The sequence below is a fragment of the Castellaniella caeni NBRC 101664 genome (assembly GCF_001592225.1).
Taxonomy (GTDB): Bacteria; Pseudomonadota; Gammaproteobacteria; order Burkholderiales; family Burkholderiaceae_B; genus Castellaniella; species Castellaniella caeni.
In genome coordinates this window covers 80,804-95,324 of record NZ_BCWN01000007.1, presented here as the reverse complement: position 1 = coordinate 95,324, position 14,521 = coordinate 80,804, and the positions used below count along the sequence as shown (strand labels likewise).

At 66.8% G+C, this 14,521-nt stretch carries 13 protein-coding genes; 12 read left to right on the top strand and 1 reads right to left on the bottom strand.

Going from position 1 to position 14,521, the window contains the following annotated elements; translation table 11 throughout:
- Positions 1 to 69: 69 nt before the first annotated feature.
- Complete coding sequence (gene recA / locus CCA01S_RS06525) at positions 70 to 1,152, top strand: recombinase RecA (protein ID WP_066455774.1); 1,083 nt, start codon at positions 70 to 72, stop codon at positions 1,150 to 1,152.
- Positions 1,142 to 1,636: a recombination regulator RecX gene (gene recX, locus CCA01S_RS06520; protein WP_066455771.1), complete on the top strand. Its 495-nt coding sequence runs from the start codon at positions 1,142 to 1,144 to the stop codon at positions 1,634 to 1,636. The genes recA and recX overlap by 11 nt, the downstream gene beginning before the upstream one ends.
- Before the next feature lie 72 nt (positions 1,637 to 1,708).
- Here the strand turns inward: recX and CCA01S_RS06515 are convergent, their stop codons facing one another.
- Positions 1,709 to 2,683: a LysR family transcriptional regulator gene (locus CCA01S_RS06515; protein WP_066455768.1), complete on the bottom strand. Its 975-nt coding sequence runs from the start codon at positions 2,681 to 2,683 to the stop codon at positions 1,709 to 1,711.
- A gap of 101 nt (positions 2,684 to 2,784) precedes the next feature.
- Between CCA01S_RS06515 and metE the strand changes: the two genes are divergently transcribed.
- The 10 genes from metE to CCA01S_RS06465 all read left to right on the top strand — a co-directional run bounded on the left by metE (position 2,785) and on the right by CCA01S_RS06465 (position 14,240).
- Positions 2,785 to 5,082, top strand: coding sequence for a 5-methyltetrahydropteroyltriglutamate--homocysteine S-methyltransferase (gene metE / locus CCA01S_RS06510; RefSeq protein WP_066455765.1), 2,298 nt, complete (start codon positions 2,785 to 2,787; stop codon positions 5,080 to 5,082).
- Between the two features lie 132 nt (positions 5,083 to 5,214).
- Positions 5,215 to 5,778 (top strand): DUF2889 domain-containing protein, encoded by a 564-nt coding sequence (locus CCA01S_RS06505; RefSeq protein ID WP_066455762.1) that lies wholly within the window; start codon positions 5,215 to 5,217, stop codon positions 5,776 to 5,778.
- Positions 5,779 to 5,856: 78 nt separating this feature from the next.
- Positions 5,857 to 7,017, top strand: coding sequence for an ADP-forming succinate--CoA ligase subunit beta (sucC, locus tag CCA01S_RS06500; protein WP_066455759.1), 1,161 nt, complete (start codon positions 5,857 to 5,859; stop codon positions 7,015 to 7,017).
- A gap of 19 nt (positions 7,018 to 7,036) precedes the next feature.
- The gene (gene sucD / locus CCA01S_RS06495) at positions 7,037 to 7,918 is read left to right on the top strand and encodes a succinate--CoA ligase subunit alpha (protein ID WP_066455756.1); all 882 of its coding nucleotides are present in this window, start codon (positions 7,037 to 7,039) and stop codon (positions 7,916 to 7,918) included.
- Between the two features lie 439 nt (positions 7,919 to 8,357).
- Entirely contained in the window at positions 8,358 to 9,296 is a 939-nt protein-coding gene (gene hemC, locus CCA01S_RS06490) for a hydroxymethylbilane synthase (protein WP_066455753.1), read from the top strand.
- Positions 9,297 to 9,304: 8 nt separating this feature from the next.
- On the top strand, positions 9,305 to 10,075 hold the full coding sequence (locus CCA01S_RS06485) for a uroporphyrinogen-III synthase (protein WP_066455750.1): 771 nt from the start codon (positions 9,305 to 9,307) through the stop codon (positions 10,073 to 10,075).
- Positions 10,076 to 10,092: 17 nt separating this feature from the next.
- Positions 10,093 to 11,358, top strand: coding sequence for a uroporphyrinogen-III C-methyltransferase (locus tag CCA01S_RS06480; RefSeq protein WP_084386552.1), 1,266 nt, complete (start codon positions 10,093 to 10,095; stop codon positions 11,356 to 11,358).
- 6 nt (positions 11,359 to 11,364) lie between these two features.
- Positions 11,365 to 12,840 carry a heme biosynthesis HemY N-terminal domain-containing protein gene (locus tag CCA01S_RS06475; RefSeq protein ID WP_232304990.1) on the top strand — a complete coding sequence of 492 codons (1,476 nt, stop codon included), beginning with the start codon at positions 11,365 to 11,367 and terminating at the stop codon, positions 12,838 to 12,840.
- Between the two features lie 34 nt (positions 12,841 to 12,874).
- Positions 12,875 to 13,414 (top strand): inorganic diphosphatase, encoded by a 540-nt coding sequence (gene ppa, locus CCA01S_RS06470; RefSeq protein ID WP_066455743.1) that lies wholly within the window; start codon positions 12,875 to 12,877, stop codon positions 13,412 to 13,414.
- A 124-nt stretch (positions 13,415 to 13,538) separates the two neighbouring features.
- Positions 13,539 to 14,240 carry a fumarylacetoacetate hydrolase family protein gene (locus tag CCA01S_RS06465; protein ID WP_084386550.1) on the top strand — a complete coding sequence of 234 codons (702 nt, stop codon included), beginning with the start codon at positions 13,539 to 13,541 and terminating at the stop codon, positions 14,238 to 14,240.
- The last annotated feature ends 281 nt before the right edge of the window (positions 14,241 to 14,521 follow it).

Here is a 14,521-nt window from a genome sequence, read left to right as displayed (position 1 = left end):
GTACAATTTAGTGCCATAATTTCCCTTATGTCAGCAAACAACTCTGTACCCAAGAAAAGGAACCTCTCCATGGACGAACGCACCGGCAAGGCCAACCCCGAACGCGCCAAGGCGCTGGCCGCCGCGCTGTCGCAAATCGAAAAGCAGTTCGGCAAGGGCTCCATCATGCGCTACGGCGACAACCAGGTCGAGCACGACATCCAGGTCGTGTCCACCGGTTCGCTGGGGCTCGATATCGCCCTGGGCGTGGGCGGCCTGCCCCGTGGCCGGGTGGTTGAGGTCTACGGCCCCGAATCCTCGGGCAAGACCACGCTCACCTTGCAGGTGATCGCCGAAATGCAAAAGATCGGCGGCACCTGCGCCTTCGTCGATGCCGAACACGCGCTCGACGTCCAGTACGCGGCGCGCCTCGGGGTCAACCTCGAAGACCTGCTCATCTCGCAGCCCGACACGGGCGAACAGGCCCTCGAAATCACCGATGCCCTGGTGCGCTCGGGTTCGGTCGATCTCATCGTCATCGACTCGGTGGCCGCTCTGGTGCCCAAGGCCGAAATCGAAGGCGACATGGGCGATTCGCTGCCCGGCCTGCAGGCTCGCCTCATGAGCCAGGCGCTGCGCAAGCTCACCGCCACCATCAAGCGCGCCAACTGCATGGTCATCTTCATCAACCAAATCCGCATGAAGATCGGCGTCATGTTCGGCAACCCCGAAACCACCACGGGCGGCAACGCGCTCAAGTTCTATTCGTCGGTGCGCCTCGACATCCGCCGCATCGGCTCCATCAAGAAAGGCGACGAGGTCGTGGGCAACGAAACCCGCGTCAAGGTCGTCAAGAACAAGGTGGCGCCGCCCTTCAAGCAGGTCGAATTCGACATCATGTACGGCGCGGGCATCTCGCGCGAAGGCGAAATCATCGACCTCGGCGTGCAGGCGGGCCTCATCGACAAGTCCGGGGCCTGGTACAGCTACAACGGCACCCGCATCGGCCAAGGCAAGGACAACGTGCGCGATTACCTCAAAGAACACGCCGACCTGGCCTTCGAGATCGAAAACCGCGTGCGCGAAAGCCTGGGTATCGCCCTGCGCGCCGAGCCCGCCCGCGCGCCAGGCAGCGCGGCAGCCCCCGCGACCGCGCCCGCGGATGGCGAATGACGCAAGTCGGCCCGGGCCCAGCCTGAAGGCCCGGGCGGTTGCTTATCTGTCCCGGCGCGAACACTCGCGCCTCGAATTGCGCCGCAAGCTGGCGGCGTACAGCGACGACCCCGCCGAAATCGAGGCCGTGCTCGACGAACTGCAGCGCACGCACTGGCAGTCGGACACCCGCTACGCACAGGCCTATGTGCATCGCACAGCGCCCCGCCAAGGCGCCCGGCGCATCGTTCAGGCACTGCGTCAGCAAGGGGTGGGCGACGAACAGCTGGCCGACGTGCAAGAAGCGCTCAGAACCTCAGAGCCCGCCCGGGCGCAGGCTGTCTGGCAGCGCAAGTTTGGCCAGCCGCCGGTCGATGCGCGCGATTACGCCCGCCAGTACCGCTACCTGGCCGGGCGCGGTTTTTCCACCGACAGCATCCGCCGCGTTCTGTCGGCGCGGTTCGAGCCGCCCGATGGCGACGTCCCGCCCCCGGATGAATCCTGACACCCGGTTTCTAGCCGCATCAAAGGTGACGGGCCCGAGTTTTTTGGGCCGGGCACGGATCTGGCCTGGTCATCACACGATGCCCAGGCGGTGAGGCGGCGGCAGGCTGGCCGCCTTCGCGGCCATTGCCTGCGGTTGGGCCGCCCGGATGCCGGGCAAGGTCTCGAAGCAGGTCTTGCGGGCCTGCTCCAGAAAGGCCTGCACATAGGCCGTATCGGCGTCTTCGGCGCGCACCCCGGCCTGCAGGGTGCGCCAGATGCCGTTGCCCAGGCGGATGATTTTCATACCTGGCAAGTTGCGGTATTCGTCCAACGCCCAGCTGGGCAGGGCGGCCACGCCCCGCCCGCTGGCCACCAGCTGCACGATCATGGGGGTGAGTTCCGCCGTGCGCACGGCGGCGGGCTCGACGTTGGCAGGGTCGAGAAAGACGTTGAAAATGTCCAGGCGCTTGCGCTCGACCGGATACGTAATCAGCACCTGATCTGCCAGGTCGGCGGGCTCGATCTGGCGCGCGGCGCCCAGCGGTCCCTGGCTGGGTACGGCCAGCACCATCTCATACGAGAACAGCGGCATGTACTGCACGACCTCCAGGGGCTCGGGGTCGGAGGTGATCACCACGTCCAGGTCGCCGCGAGCCAGGGCGGGCAGGGGGGCAAACGAAAAGGCCGCCGACAGATCCAATGAGACCTCAGGCCAGTCTTTGCGAAACGTATCCAGTGTGGGCATGAGCCACTGAAAGCACGAGTGACAGTCGATGGCCACGTGCAGGCGTCCAGCACGCCCGGCCGACAGGCGCCGCAGTTCGAGTTCCGTGGCGCGGATGCGTGGCAGCACGTCTTCGGCCAGGGCGAGCACCCGCAGGCCCGCGGTGGTCAGGCGGGCGGGACGGGTGCGCCGGTTCAGCAAGGGGGTTTTCAGGCGTACTTCGAGGTCGCGCAGCTGGTGCGAGAGGGCGGATTGCGTCACGTGCAGGCGCTCGGCGGCCTCTTGCAGGCTGCCGCCGTCGCGGATAGCCAGCAGGGTTTCCAGGTGGCGAACTTCTATCATGAAATTTTCTCAAGTTAAGTGTGCGGTATTTGAGTTTTTATTTTTCTCGATCCCGTGCACAATTGCTTCATTGAATGATTTTAATGTTATCAGGATTTGTCATGACGGTAATTCATAATTTAGGTTTTCCCCGCATCGGTGCCGCCCGTGAGCTCAAGCGCGCGCAAGAAGCCTATTGGGCCGGCAAGGCCGACCAGGCCAGCCTGCTCGAAACAGGCCGCGAACTGCGGTCGCGTCATTGGGACGCCCAGGCCAAGGCCGGACTGCAGTGGGTGCCGGTGGGAGACTTCGCCTGGTACGACCACATTCTCGAATGGACGACACTGCTGGGCGCCGTGCCCGCGCGCTTCGGCCAGGACGACGCCGCTCCCGTCGAACTCGACACCCTGTTTCGCATGGGCCGTGGCCGCGCGCCCTCGGGCACCCCGGCCGCCGCCTGCGAAATGACCAAATGGTTCGATACCAACTACCACTACATCGTGCCCGAGCTGCATCCGGGGCAAACCTACCGCATCGCCCGTGAGGCCTTGTTCGAACAAGTGGCCGAGGCGCAGAAGCTGGGCTACCGCGCCCGTCCCGTCATCCCCGGCCCCCTGACCTGGCTGTGGCTGGGCAAGGGCGACGCCTTCGCGCAGGGCGCCGCCGATGCCGCCAAGCTCGACCTGCTGTCGGCCCTGCTGCCCGTGTACGAACAGGTCTTGCAGCGCCTGGCCGCGCAAGGGGTCGAGTGGGTGCAGATCGACGAGCCCATCCTGGTGCTGGATCTCCCGGCCGCCTGGCAAAAGGCCCTGGGCGAGGTCTATGCGCGCCTGAGCCAGCAAGGCCCCAAGGTGCTGCTGGCTACCTACTTCGGCGGCCTGGGCGCCAATCTGGACGCGGTGCGCGCGCTGCCGGTGCAGGGCCTGCACGTCGATCTCGTGCGAGCCCCCGGCCAACTGGATGTCGTGTTGGCGGGCGTGCGGGACGATCAAGTCCTGTCGCTGGGGGTGATCGACGGGCGTAACGTCTGGCGCGCTGATCTCGACAAAGTGCAAGCACTGATCAAGCCCGCCGTCGAACGCCTGGGCGCGCGCCTGTGGCTGGCTCCGTCGTGCTCGCTGTTGCACACACCGATCGACCTCGATCTGGAAACCGGCCTGGACGCCGAGCTGCGCAGCTGGCTGGCCTTCTCCCTCCAGAAGCTTGACGAACTGCATTTGTTGCAGGTGTTGCTGGACGGCGGCGCCAGCGAGCAGGACAAGCAGGCCATCGCAGCCGCTCGCAAGGCTGTGCAAGATCGTGCGCGCTCCAGCCGCATCCACCGCCAGGACGTGGCCAAGCGCCTGACCGAGTCTGCCGCCATTGCGCGTCAGCGCACGCCGTTTGCCCAGCGCATCCAGGCGCAGCAAAAGCGCCTGGGCCTGCCGCGCTTTCCCACGACCACCATCGGTTCGTTTCCGCAGACCTCCGACATCCGTACTCTGCGCCGCGACTGGCGTTCGGGCGCGTTGAGCGACGCCGCCTACGAGAAGGCCATCCGCGCGGAGATCGAGCGCGTCATCCGTTTCCAGGAAGAAATCGGCCTGGACGTGCTGGTGCACGGCGAGCCCGAGCGCAACGACATGGTCGAGTATTTCGGCGAACTGCTGGTCGGCTTTGCCTTCACCGCCTATGGCTGGGTGCAAAGCTATGGTTCACGTTGCGTCAAGCCGCCCCTCATCTATGGCGACGTGGCGCGCCTAGCCCCCATGACGGTGGCCTGGTCGTCCTACGCCCAGTCGCTCACCGACAAGCCGGTCAAGGGCATGCTCACTGGCCCGGTAACGATTCTGCAGTGGTCGTTCGTGCGCGACGACCAACCGCGCGAGCAGACCTGCCGCCAGATCGCCCTGGCCTTGCGCGACGAAGTCCAGGATCTCGAAAAGGCCGGCATCACCGTCATCCAGATTGACGAGCCGGCATTTCGCGAGGGCCTGCCGCTACGCCGCGGCGACTGGGCGGCCTACCTGGCCTGGGCCGTGGACAGTTTCCACCTCACCACCAGCGGCGTGCGCGACGATACGCAGATCCACACGCACATGTGCTATTCCGAGTTCAACGACATCATCCAGGCGATTGCCGCCATGGATGCGGACGTCATCACCATCGAGACCTCGCGTTCGAACATGGAGCTGCTGGGTGCTTTCGAGGACTTCTCGTACCCCAACGACATCGGCCCGGGTGTGTACGACATTCACTCGCCCAACGTGCCCAAGGAAGAATGGATGGTCAACCTCATCCACAAGGCGGCCCAGCGCCTGCCCGCCGAGCGCCTGTGGGTGAACCCGGACTGCGGTTTGAAGACCCGCGCCTGGCCCGAGACCCGCGCCGCGCTCGAGTCCATGGTGCAGGCAGCCAAGGCCCTGCGCAAGGCGGCCTGAGCGGGCTGTTGTCGGCAGCGGCCTCAAGGGCCTCGCAGGCCCTTGCCTGTGCGCGCCCGCAAGCGACCATAAGCGAATTCATATGCACGGTATAATCCACCGGTTAAACCGTATCCGTTCGCCTGCCTTCCCATGCCCCTGACCGCGCCAGCGTGTAACCGCCAGCCCCTGCACACACGATCCATTCGTGTCCAGACCTACGTGCGCGACGACGGCCAGTTCGATCTCGAAGCCGAACTCATCGACACCAAGGCATACGACTTTCCGATCCGGGGCGGGCAGGTGCATCCGGCGGGGGCCCCCGTGCACCATATGCACCTGCGGGTCACCATCGATGCGCAATTCAACATCACCGATGCCCAGGTGGCCTACGATGCCGCGCCCTATGGCGAATTCTGCAGCGCCATTGCGCCTGAATACGGCCAGCTGGTGGGGCTGAACCTCCTTAATCAGTTTCGCAAGCACGTGCGCGAACGCTTTGGCCGCACCGCCGGGTGCACGCACGTCACCGAACTCACCAATGTCCTGCCGACCGTCGCCATCCAGACCATGGCCGGTCGGCGGCGTCAAGACCCAGACGGCCAGCGACCTTTTCAGCTGGACGGCTGTCATGCTCTGCGCGTCGATGGCCCGGTGGTGCGGCAGTACTACGTACCCTGGTACGAACCGGCACAGGCCGAGCAGCATGAAGGCTAGACTTCCGGGCCTGGCCCTGGCCGGCGTGCCGAAACGGCCCGCTGGTGGTTTTCTTTTCTCTTCACTGACAGGTAACTCATGAAAATTCACGAATATCAAGGCAAGGAATTGCTGAAGAAGTTTGGCGTGACTGTCCCGCGCGGCATTCCCGCGTTCTCGGTCGACGAGGCCGTGGCGGCAGCCGAAAAATTGGGTGGGCCTGTGTGGGTCGTGAAGGCCCAGATCCACGCCGGTGGGCGTGGCAAGGGCGGCGGCGTGAAGCTCGCCCGCTCCATCGACGAAGTGCGTCAGCTGTCCAGCGAAATCCTGGGCATGCAGCTGGTCACGCACCAGACTGGCCCGGAAGGCCAGAAAGTGCGCCGCCTGCTCATTGAAGAAGGCGCCGACATCAAGAAAGAATATTACGTCGGCATCGTCACCGACCGCGCCTCGCAGCGCGTGTGCGTCATGGCCTCCAGCGAAGGCGGCATGGAAATCGAAGTCGTGGCGGAAAAATCTCCTGAAAAGATTCTCAAGGTATTCGTCGATCCGGCCACCGGCCTGACCGACGCCGATGCCGAGGGCCTGGCGCGCGGCATCGGCGTGCCCGAGACCTCGGTCGCCCGGGCCGCCGCCGAATTCCAGAAGCTCTACAAAGCCTACTGGGATACCGACGCCTCGCTGGCCGAAATCAACCCGCTCATCCTTGAAGGCAATGGCGGCATCAAGGCGCTCGACGCCAAGTTCAACTTCGACGCCAATGCGCTCTTCCGTCATCCCGAGATCGTCGCCTACCGCGACCTCGACGAAGAAGACCCGGCGGAAGTCGCCGCCAGCAAGTACGACCTGGCCTACATCCAGCTCGACGGCAACATCGGCTGCCTGGTCAACGGCGCGGGCCTGGCCATGGCCACCATGGACACCATCAAGCTCTTTGGCGGCGAACCGGCCAACTTCCTCGACGTCGGCGGCGGCGCCACGGCAGAGAAAGTCACCGAAGCCTTCAAGATCATGCTCAGCAACGAAGGCGTGAAGGCCATCCTGGTGAACATCTTCGGCGGCATCATGCGCTGCGACGTCATCGCCGAAGGCGTGATCGCGGCCTGCAAGGCGGTCAACCTCAGCGTGCCGCTGGTGGTGCGCATGAAGGGCACCAACGAAGAAAAGGGCAAGCAGATGCTGGCGGCCTCGGGCCTGCCCATCATCAGCGCTGACACCATGGCCGAAGCTGCGACCGCCGTCGTCGCCGCTGCGAAATAAGCATCACAGGGAATAGAACATGTCGATTCTGATCAACAAGGACACCAAGGTCATCACCCAGGGGATCACCGGCAAGACCGGCCAGTTCCATACCCGCATGTGCCGCGAGTACGCCAACGGCCAGGCCGCCTTCGTCGCCGGGGTGCACCCCAAGAAAGCCGGCCAGGACTTCGAAGGCATCCCCATCTACGCCTCCGTCAAAGACGCCAAGGATCACACTGGCGCCACCGTGTCGGTCATCTACGTGCCGCCCGCGGGGGCCGCGGACGCCATCTGGGAAGCCGTCGAGGCCGACCTCGATCTGGTCATCTGCATCACCGAAGGCATTCCCGTGCGTGACATGCTGGCCGTGCGCAACCGCATGCGCGACGAAAACCGCAAGACGCTGCTGCTGGGCCCCAACTGCCCGGGCCTCATCACGCCCGACGAAATCAAGATCGGCATCATGCCGGGCCACATCCACCGCAAGGGCCGCATCGGCATCGTCAGCCGCTCGGGCACGCTTACCTATGAAGCCGTGGCGCAGGTCACCGAACTGGGCCTGGGGCAATCCAGCGCCGTGGGTATCGGCGGCGATCCCATCAACGGCCTGAAGCACATCGACGTGCTGAAGATGTTCAACGACGACCCCGACACCGATGCCGTCATCATGATCGGTGAAATCGGCGGCCCCGACGAAGTCAACGCCGCCCAGTGGGCCAAGGACAACATGAAAAAGCCCGTGGTGGGCTTTATCGCCGGGGTCACGGCACCGGCGGGCAAGCGCATGGGCCACGCGGGCGCCCTCATCTCCGGCGGGGCCGACACGGCCAACGCCAAGATGGAAATCATGGAAGCCTGCGGCATCCGCACGACGCGCAACCCGTCCGAAATGGGCAAACTGCTGAAGACCGTGCTGTAAGTCCGCGCATCTGGCACCGGCGCCCGGGCCTTGCGGCTTGCCGCATACCCGGCGTCGGCCCGCCAGGCCTTGCGCGCACTTGTCTGCGTTTTGCAAGCACCGCTACGTGGCGTACACGCGGCGGTGTTTTTTTCTTGCACGGCGCTCCCGCGCGGTGCGTGCCCGGTGCCCGCGCGGTGCCGCGCGGGCGGGGGACGACAGCGATGCCGTATCCCTTGTTAAACTGTGGGCTTGGAATCCGCGCTTCATAAACCCGCGCCTGTTCATCCTGCCCGACCACCGTCCTGCGCCGTCGGCGGCCCTGGCCCTGGCAGGACAGGCACGGGCCGCGCCACGTGTTCGCCATGAAACTGAAACGTCCCTCTTTGCTTCAAACGCTCATCGTGCTTGCCGCCATCGGCATCGTCGCCCGCCTGATGCTTTCAAGGATCACCCTCTGATGTCTTCTCCTGAAAAACTGGTCATCGCCACCCGCGCCAGCCGCCTGGCCCTGTGGCAGGCCCGCCACGTGCAGGCCCGCCTGCAGGCCCTGTATCCCGGGTGCCGGGTCGAGCTGCTGGAAATGACCACGCGCGGCGACCAGATCCTGGATCGCACGCTGTCCAAGGTGGGCGGCAAGGGCCTGTTCGTCAAAGAGCTCGAAACCGCCTTGCTGGATGGCCGCGCCGACTTGGCCGTGCACTCGCTCAAGGATGTGCCGGTCGACCTGACGCATCCCTTCGATCTGGCCGCGATCCTGCAGCGGGCCGACCCGCACGATGCCCTGGTGTCCAACACGGTCGCCTCGCTCGACGAACTGCCCGCGGGTGCCGTGCTGGGCACTTCCAGTCTGCGCCGCGAAGCCCAGCTGCGCGCGCGCTACCCGCAACTGCTCGTCAAGCCCCTGCGCGGCAATCTTGACACCCGTCTGGCCAAGCTCGACCGCGGCGATTACGCCGCCATCGTGCTGGCCGCCGCCGGCCTGCAGCGCCTGGGGCTGGCCGAGCGCATCCGCGCGGTGATCCCCGTCGAAGACAGCCTGCCCGCCGCCGGGCAGGGCGCCCTGGGCATCGAGATCATGGCCGACCGCAGCGAGCTGCGGGCCTGGCTGGCGCCGCTGGCCTGCGCCGACACCACGGCCTGCGCGCTGGCCGAGCGCGCCGTCTCGCGCGCCCTGGGCGGCTCGTGCCAGGTGCCGCTGGCCGCCTACGCCACCGTGCAGGGCGATACCCTTTCCCTGCGCGCCCTGGTCGCCGAACCCGATGGGCAGCGCGTGCTGCGGGCACAGGCCAGCGGCCCGCGTGGGCAGGCGCAGCAGCTGGGCGAACAGGCCGCGCGCGCGCTCATCGAACAAGGGGCGGACGCAATCCTGGCGCGCCTCGCAACGCCATCCGCCTAGCCGCGCCGATGGAGCCCCGCGCGCGCGCCTGTGTCCTGCTCACGCGTCCCCTGGGGCGCAACGAGACCCTGGGGCACCGCTTGCGCGCAGCGGGCCTGACGGTGGTCGAGGCGCCCGCCTTGCGCATTCGCGAACTGGATACGCCGAGGCCCGTGCCTGTCGCGGGCGAACTTTTCATGTTCGTCAGCGGCCAGGCGGTGGCGGCCTATTTTTCGCGGATGCGCCAGCCCTGGCCGACCGGGGCCTGGGCGGGCGCCGTCGGCGTGGCCACGGCCCGGGCGCTTGCCGCGCACGTGCCGGGCGACCGGATCCTGGCGCCGTCGGCCGGGCAGGCCGCCGACTCCGAATCCCTGCTGGCCGTCATCGAACAGCGGCTGTCGGCCCCTGGCGCGGCGCACATCCTGCGGGCGGGGCACGGGCGCGACTGGCTGGCCGGGCAGTTGCGCGCGCGCGGCTGGCGCGTCGATTTTCATGCCCTCTATGAGCGCGGCCCCCAGCCCTGGGACGCCGCCCAGTGCCATCGGCTCGCCCGCGGGGCGCGAACGATTTTGCTGGTGACCAGCGAAGAGGCCCTGGACGCCATCGACGCCAGCCTGCGGGCCCAGGGCCTGGCCTGGCCCGCGCAACTCTGGGCGGTGACGCTGCACGAGCGCATCGGCCGACGTTTACAATGCCTTTATGCCCAGCGGCCCGACGCGGCCCTGCATCTGGTGCTCAGCGGCCCGGATGAGAGTGCGTTGTTTCAGGCTATAGTGGCAGCATCCCGGCAGTTACCCTGAAGGATCCGAACGCCGTCATGAGCGATCACGAGCACAGCACGTCCTCTTCATCTTCTGATTCCAGCGCCCCGACGCCCAGTCCGGCAGGCGCGTCGGCAGGCAAACGCCAGCCCACCGGGCTGAGCCGGGTGCTGCTGGTCGTCCTGGCCTTGCTGGCCATCATCCTGGCCGCGGCCCTGTACGAGCAGAACCGCCAGTACCAGACGCTGCAGGCCGACTTGCAAAAGCAGCACGCCAGCAATACCCAGCTCATCGCCCAGGCCCGCGATCAGGCCGCCCAGGCGCTGGCGCTGGCGCAGGCGCAGACCGCCAAGGTCGATGACATGCGCTCGGTGCTCGAAGCCACCAGCAACCAGGTGCAAGAGCTCGACCAGGCCTTGCAGCTCATGACCGACAGCGGCTCCGACCTGCTGCTGCTCAACGACATCGATCACCTGGTCACGATGGCGCAGCAGCAGCTGGCCCTGGGCGGCAATGTGGCCAATGCCATCATTTCCCTCGAAGCGGCCCAGGCGCAGCTTGCGCGGGCCAATCGCCCCAATCTGGCCGCCTTGCAGCAGACCATCAATGGCGATCTCGACCGCCTGCGGGCCGTGGCCACCATCAATCTGCCGGCGCTGTCGGCGCAGATCAACCAGCTCTCCGGGCTGGTCGGATCGGCGCCGCTGCTGGTGCCCGATACCGCCGCGCAGGCGGCGCCCGAACCCGTGGCGCAAGCCGCTGTCGCGCCTGAGGCCGCTGCGGCCGAGGTCACCTCGGGCTGGCGTGCCGCCGCCGACGAAGCCTGGCGCTGGACGCGGGCGTTCACACAACAGGTTGCCCACGATTTGCGTGGCCTCATGGACGTGCGCCGGGTCGATGATTCGGCGGCCCTGCTAATGTCGCCCGACCAGGCGTTGCGCTTTCGCGAAGGTCTCAAACAACGGGCCGTCACCGCGCAGCTGGCGCTCATGATGCACCAGTCCGACATCTGGAAGGCCGAGCTCGAACGCATCGCCAGCGCCATCGAACAGCGCTACGACATGCGCGCCGAATCCTCGCGCCAGGCGCTCAAGATCGCCCGATCGCTGCACGACACTCCCATCGAAGTCAGTCTGCCCAGCGTCAACAACAGCTTGACGGCCATTGCCGCGGCGCGTGACGCCGAAGCAGCCCAGGAAGACGACGCCCCCGACGAAGACGAGCAGCAGGCCCCCGATGCCGCGCCTCAGGAAGAGGCCGATCCGCCCAGCTCCGGGGTACTGCCGTCGGTTCAGGCACCCGCTGGCGCCGGCACGGTTTAAGGGGGCATGATGCGATCCTGGATCTGGACTCTCATCCTCCTTGCGGCAGCCGTGGCGCTGGCGCTGGCCGTGCACGATCACAGCGGCAACGTCATCGTCGTGGCGCAGCCCTGGCGCGTCGAACTCTCCCTGCCGCTGGCCGTGGTGCTGGCACTGCTGGCTTTCGTCGTCTTGCACAGCCTGCTGGGCTTGTTGCGCTGGATGGGCGACAGCCCCGGACGCTTGAGTTCCTGGCGTCGGCGCCGGGCACAGCGGCGTGACGTCGAACTGCTCGAACAAGGCTGGATCAACGTGCTTGAAGGCCGTTACGTCCAGGCCGAAAAAGACCTCTCCAGTCTGCTCGCGCGCACCCGTTCCGCCGACCGCAAAGTGTTGGCCGGACTCAGCGCCGCGCGCGCCTTGCACTTGCTGGGCGAGTACACGCGGCGCGACCAGACCCTGCGCCTGGCCCAGGAAGGGGCCGGGCAGGATACCCGCCTGCGTCAGGCGGTGGACACCGTCACCGCGGAAATGCTGCTCGACCAGAATCGGGCCCAAGAAGCGCTCGACCTGCTCGAACCGCTGCAGGATGCCTCCTCGCGCTTTCTGCATGCGTCCCGTCTGCTGCTGCGCGCGCACCGCCAGCTGGGGCATGCTGACCGCGTCTACGCGCTCACGCGCCTGCTGCTGCGGCGCAGCGCCATCGACGAGGCTCAGGCGCACCAGTTCATCTGCGAAGCCGCCGCGCAGCGCCTCGACGCCGCCACCGCTGCCGACTGGGCCCCCCTCTGGAAAGACCTGACGGCCGCCGAGCGCCTGGATCCCATCGTGGCCCTGGCGGGCGCGCGCGCGCAAGAACGCTTCGGCCATCCCGAAGAAGCCGCGCGTATTCTCGAAGCCGCGCTCAACCGCGCGCTGGACGACCGCCTGCTGCGTGCATACGCCCGGTGCGATGCGGCGCAGGCCAGCCAGCGCCTGGGGCATGCCGAGCTCTGGCTGCGCGCCGCCCCCCAGCACGCGGGGCTGCTGGCCGCGCTGGGGCAGCTGTGCCTGACAGCCCAGCTCTGGGGCCAGGGAGCCCACTACCTCGAACGCAGCCTGGCGCTGCGCACCGATACCCACATCCACGCCTTGCTGGGCAATTTGCAAGAAGCCCTGGGCCATCCCGAGCAGGCCGTTGCCCATTGGCGCCAGGCCGCCGAGGCCGCGGACGCCGTGCTGCCCCCGATGCCGCGCGTGCTGCCCGCCGCTGACCTGAGCGACGACCCCGGCTTCATGCAGGCCGCGCCGCTGCCCGACACTGCGCAGGCCGCGCAGGCCCCCGAAGCCGCCAGCGGCGTCTATGGGCAGGACGCAATGGCCGACGAGCCGCTGCCCGCCCAGGCCCCGGCAGCAGGCGCACCGCCCGCGCGTGCGGCGGCTCCCGAAGAAGATTATTTCGACACCGCCCCCATCCCCGGGGTGGACATGTCGCTGACGTCCGATCGCGGCGCGCAGCAGTAAAGAGATTGTCTTAAACCGTCAACCAAGGAACCCCATGAGCCTAGATCGTGTGCCGGCAGGCGACAAGCTGCCCGAAGAATTCAACGTGGTCATCGAAATTCCGATGAACGCCGATCCCGTCAAGTACGAAGTGGACAAGGCCAGCGGCGCCGTGTTCGTCGATCGCTTCATGATGACCGCCATGCATTACCCCTGCAATTACGGCTACATCCCGGAGACCCTTTCCGAAGACGGCGATCCCGTCGATGTGCTCGTGCTCGCGCCGTTTCCCGTGCAGGTCGGCACGGTCATCCGCTGCCGGGCCCTGGGCGTGATGAACATGGAAGACGAAGCGGGCAAGGATGCCAAGCTGCTGGCGCGCCCGGTGGACAAACTTTATCCCCCGTACCGCCACATCGAATCGACGGCGGATCTGCCCGCCGAAGACCTGCAGCGCATTCAGCACTTCTTCGAGCACTACAAAGATCTCGAAAAGGGCAAGTGGGTCAAGGTGCAGGGCTGGTCCGGCCTGGATGCCGCCAAGCAGGAAATCACCGCTTCGGCCCAGCGCTACCACCAGGGCAAGAAGGCCTGAGCCAGCCTGTGGCCAGAGACCGCGCGGGCGTTCGCCTCATGGGCGGCCCGCGCACCGCACCCCCGCGCGTGGCCAGGTTCCACGGCGGGGGTGTATTTCATGTGGCGCGATTTTTTTGGAGTTCATGATGGAAGAAACAGTCATTCCCCGGCTGCAGGCTGCCACGCTGGCCGTCCAGGACAGCATGGCGCGGTTTCCGGTGCGGCGCATCTATTGTGTGGGCCGCAACTACGCCGAGCACGCGCGCGAGATGGGCGGCACGGGCCGCGAGCTGCCGTTTTTCTTTGCCAAGCCCGCCGATGCCGTGCTGAACGTGGCTCCTGGCACCGAGGGCGTGTTGCCGTATCCGCCCGCCACGCACAATCTGCACCACGAGGTCGAGCTCGTGGTGGCATTGGGCAGCGGGGGGCGCGACCTCTCGGTTGAACAGGCGGCGGCCTGCGTGTGGGGCCAGGCCATCGGCCTGGACATGACGCGCCGCGACCTGCAGGCCGAAGCCAAGAAGGCGGGCCGTCCCTGGGAGACAGCCAAGGGCTTCGATCACAGCGCGCCGCTGGGCCCCCTGCATCCGGTGGCCGAAACCGGCCTGCTGCGTGCCGGGCATATTGGCTTGTCGGTCAATGGCGAAGCGCGCCAGTCGGACGATTTGTCCGACATGATCTGGTCGGTGCCCGAGGCGCTGGCATATTTGTCCACCCTGTTCGAGCTGAAGGCAGGCGACCTGGTGTTCACCGGCACGCCCGCGGGCGTGGGCGCCGTGGTGGCAGGCGACCGGCTCGAAGCCCGCATCGAGGGCCTGGGCACGCTGCGGCTGCGCATCGATTAAGCAGCCCTGCGGGCTCTTTGGGTCACCAGGTCGTCGGGTCGGACGCCTGGGTTTGGCGAATCGCTCCGGCTGGCGGCCACCGTGTTGCGCACCGCGGCGCTAGGCTGATTTTATCCAGCTCGGAAACTGCGAATAGGCGGGCGCCTGGCGGCGAGGCACACTGAGTGCCATCGTTTCCCAGGAGCCCGCCATGCGCTTGCACCGTCGCTTTTTCTCGTGTTCTCATCGCCTTGCGCGGCCTGCCTCGCGGGTCGGCCTGGGGCTGCCTTCAAGCCGTGCGC

What these genes read in the sequence shown, in the direction of transcription:
- recA (WP_066455774.1), top strand. Translation starts at nt 70, where the DNA reads ATGGACGAACGCACCGGCAAGGCCAACCCCGAACGCGCCAAGGCGCTG.
- recX (WP_066455771.1), top strand. Translation starts at nt 1,142, where the DNA reads ATGGCGAATGACGCAAGTCGGCCCGGGCCCAGCCTGAAGGCCCGGGCG.
- CCA01S_RS06515 (WP_066455768.1), bottom strand. Translation starts at nt 2,683, where the DNA reads ATGATAGAAGTTCGCCACCTGGAAACCCTGCTGGCTATCCGCGACGGC.
- metE (WP_066455765.1), top strand. Translation starts at nt 2,785, where the DNA reads ATGACGGTAATTCATAATTTAGGTTTTCCCCGCATCGGTGCCGCCCGT.
- CCA01S_RS06505 (WP_066455762.1), top strand. Translation starts at nt 5,215, where the DNA reads ATGCCCCTGACCGCGCCAGCGTGTAACCGCCAGCCCCTGCACACACGA.
- sucC (WP_066455759.1), top strand. Translation starts at nt 5,857, where the DNA reads ATGAAAATTCACGAATATCAAGGCAAGGAATTGCTGAAGAAGTTTGGC.
- sucD (WP_066455756.1), top strand. Translation starts at nt 7,037, where the DNA reads ATGTCGATTCTGATCAACAAGGACACCAAGGTCATCACCCAGGGGATC.
- hemC (WP_066455753.1), top strand. Translation starts at nt 8,358, where the DNA reads ATGTCTTCTCCTGAAAAACTGGTCATCGCCACCCGCGCCAGCCGCCTG.
- CCA01S_RS06485 (WP_066455750.1), top strand. Translation starts at nt 9,305, where the DNA reads ATGGAGCCCCGCGCGCGCGCCTGTGTCCTGCTCACGCGTCCCCTGGGG.
- CCA01S_RS06480 (WP_084386552.1), top strand. Translation starts at nt 10,093, where the DNA reads ATGAGCGATCACGAGCACAGCACGTCCTCTTCATCTTCTGATTCCAGC.
- CCA01S_RS06475 (WP_232304990.1), top strand. Translation starts at nt 11,365, where the DNA reads ATGATGCGATCCTGGATCTGGACTCTCATCCTCCTTGCGGCAGCCGTG.
- ppa (WP_066455743.1), top strand. Translation starts at nt 12,875, where the DNA reads ATGAGCCTAGATCGTGTGCCGGCAGGCGACAAGCTGCCCGAAGAATTC.
- CCA01S_RS06465 (WP_084386550.1), top strand. Translation starts at nt 13,539, where the DNA reads ATGATGGAAGAAACAGTCATTCCCCGGCTGCAGGCTGCCACGCTGGCC.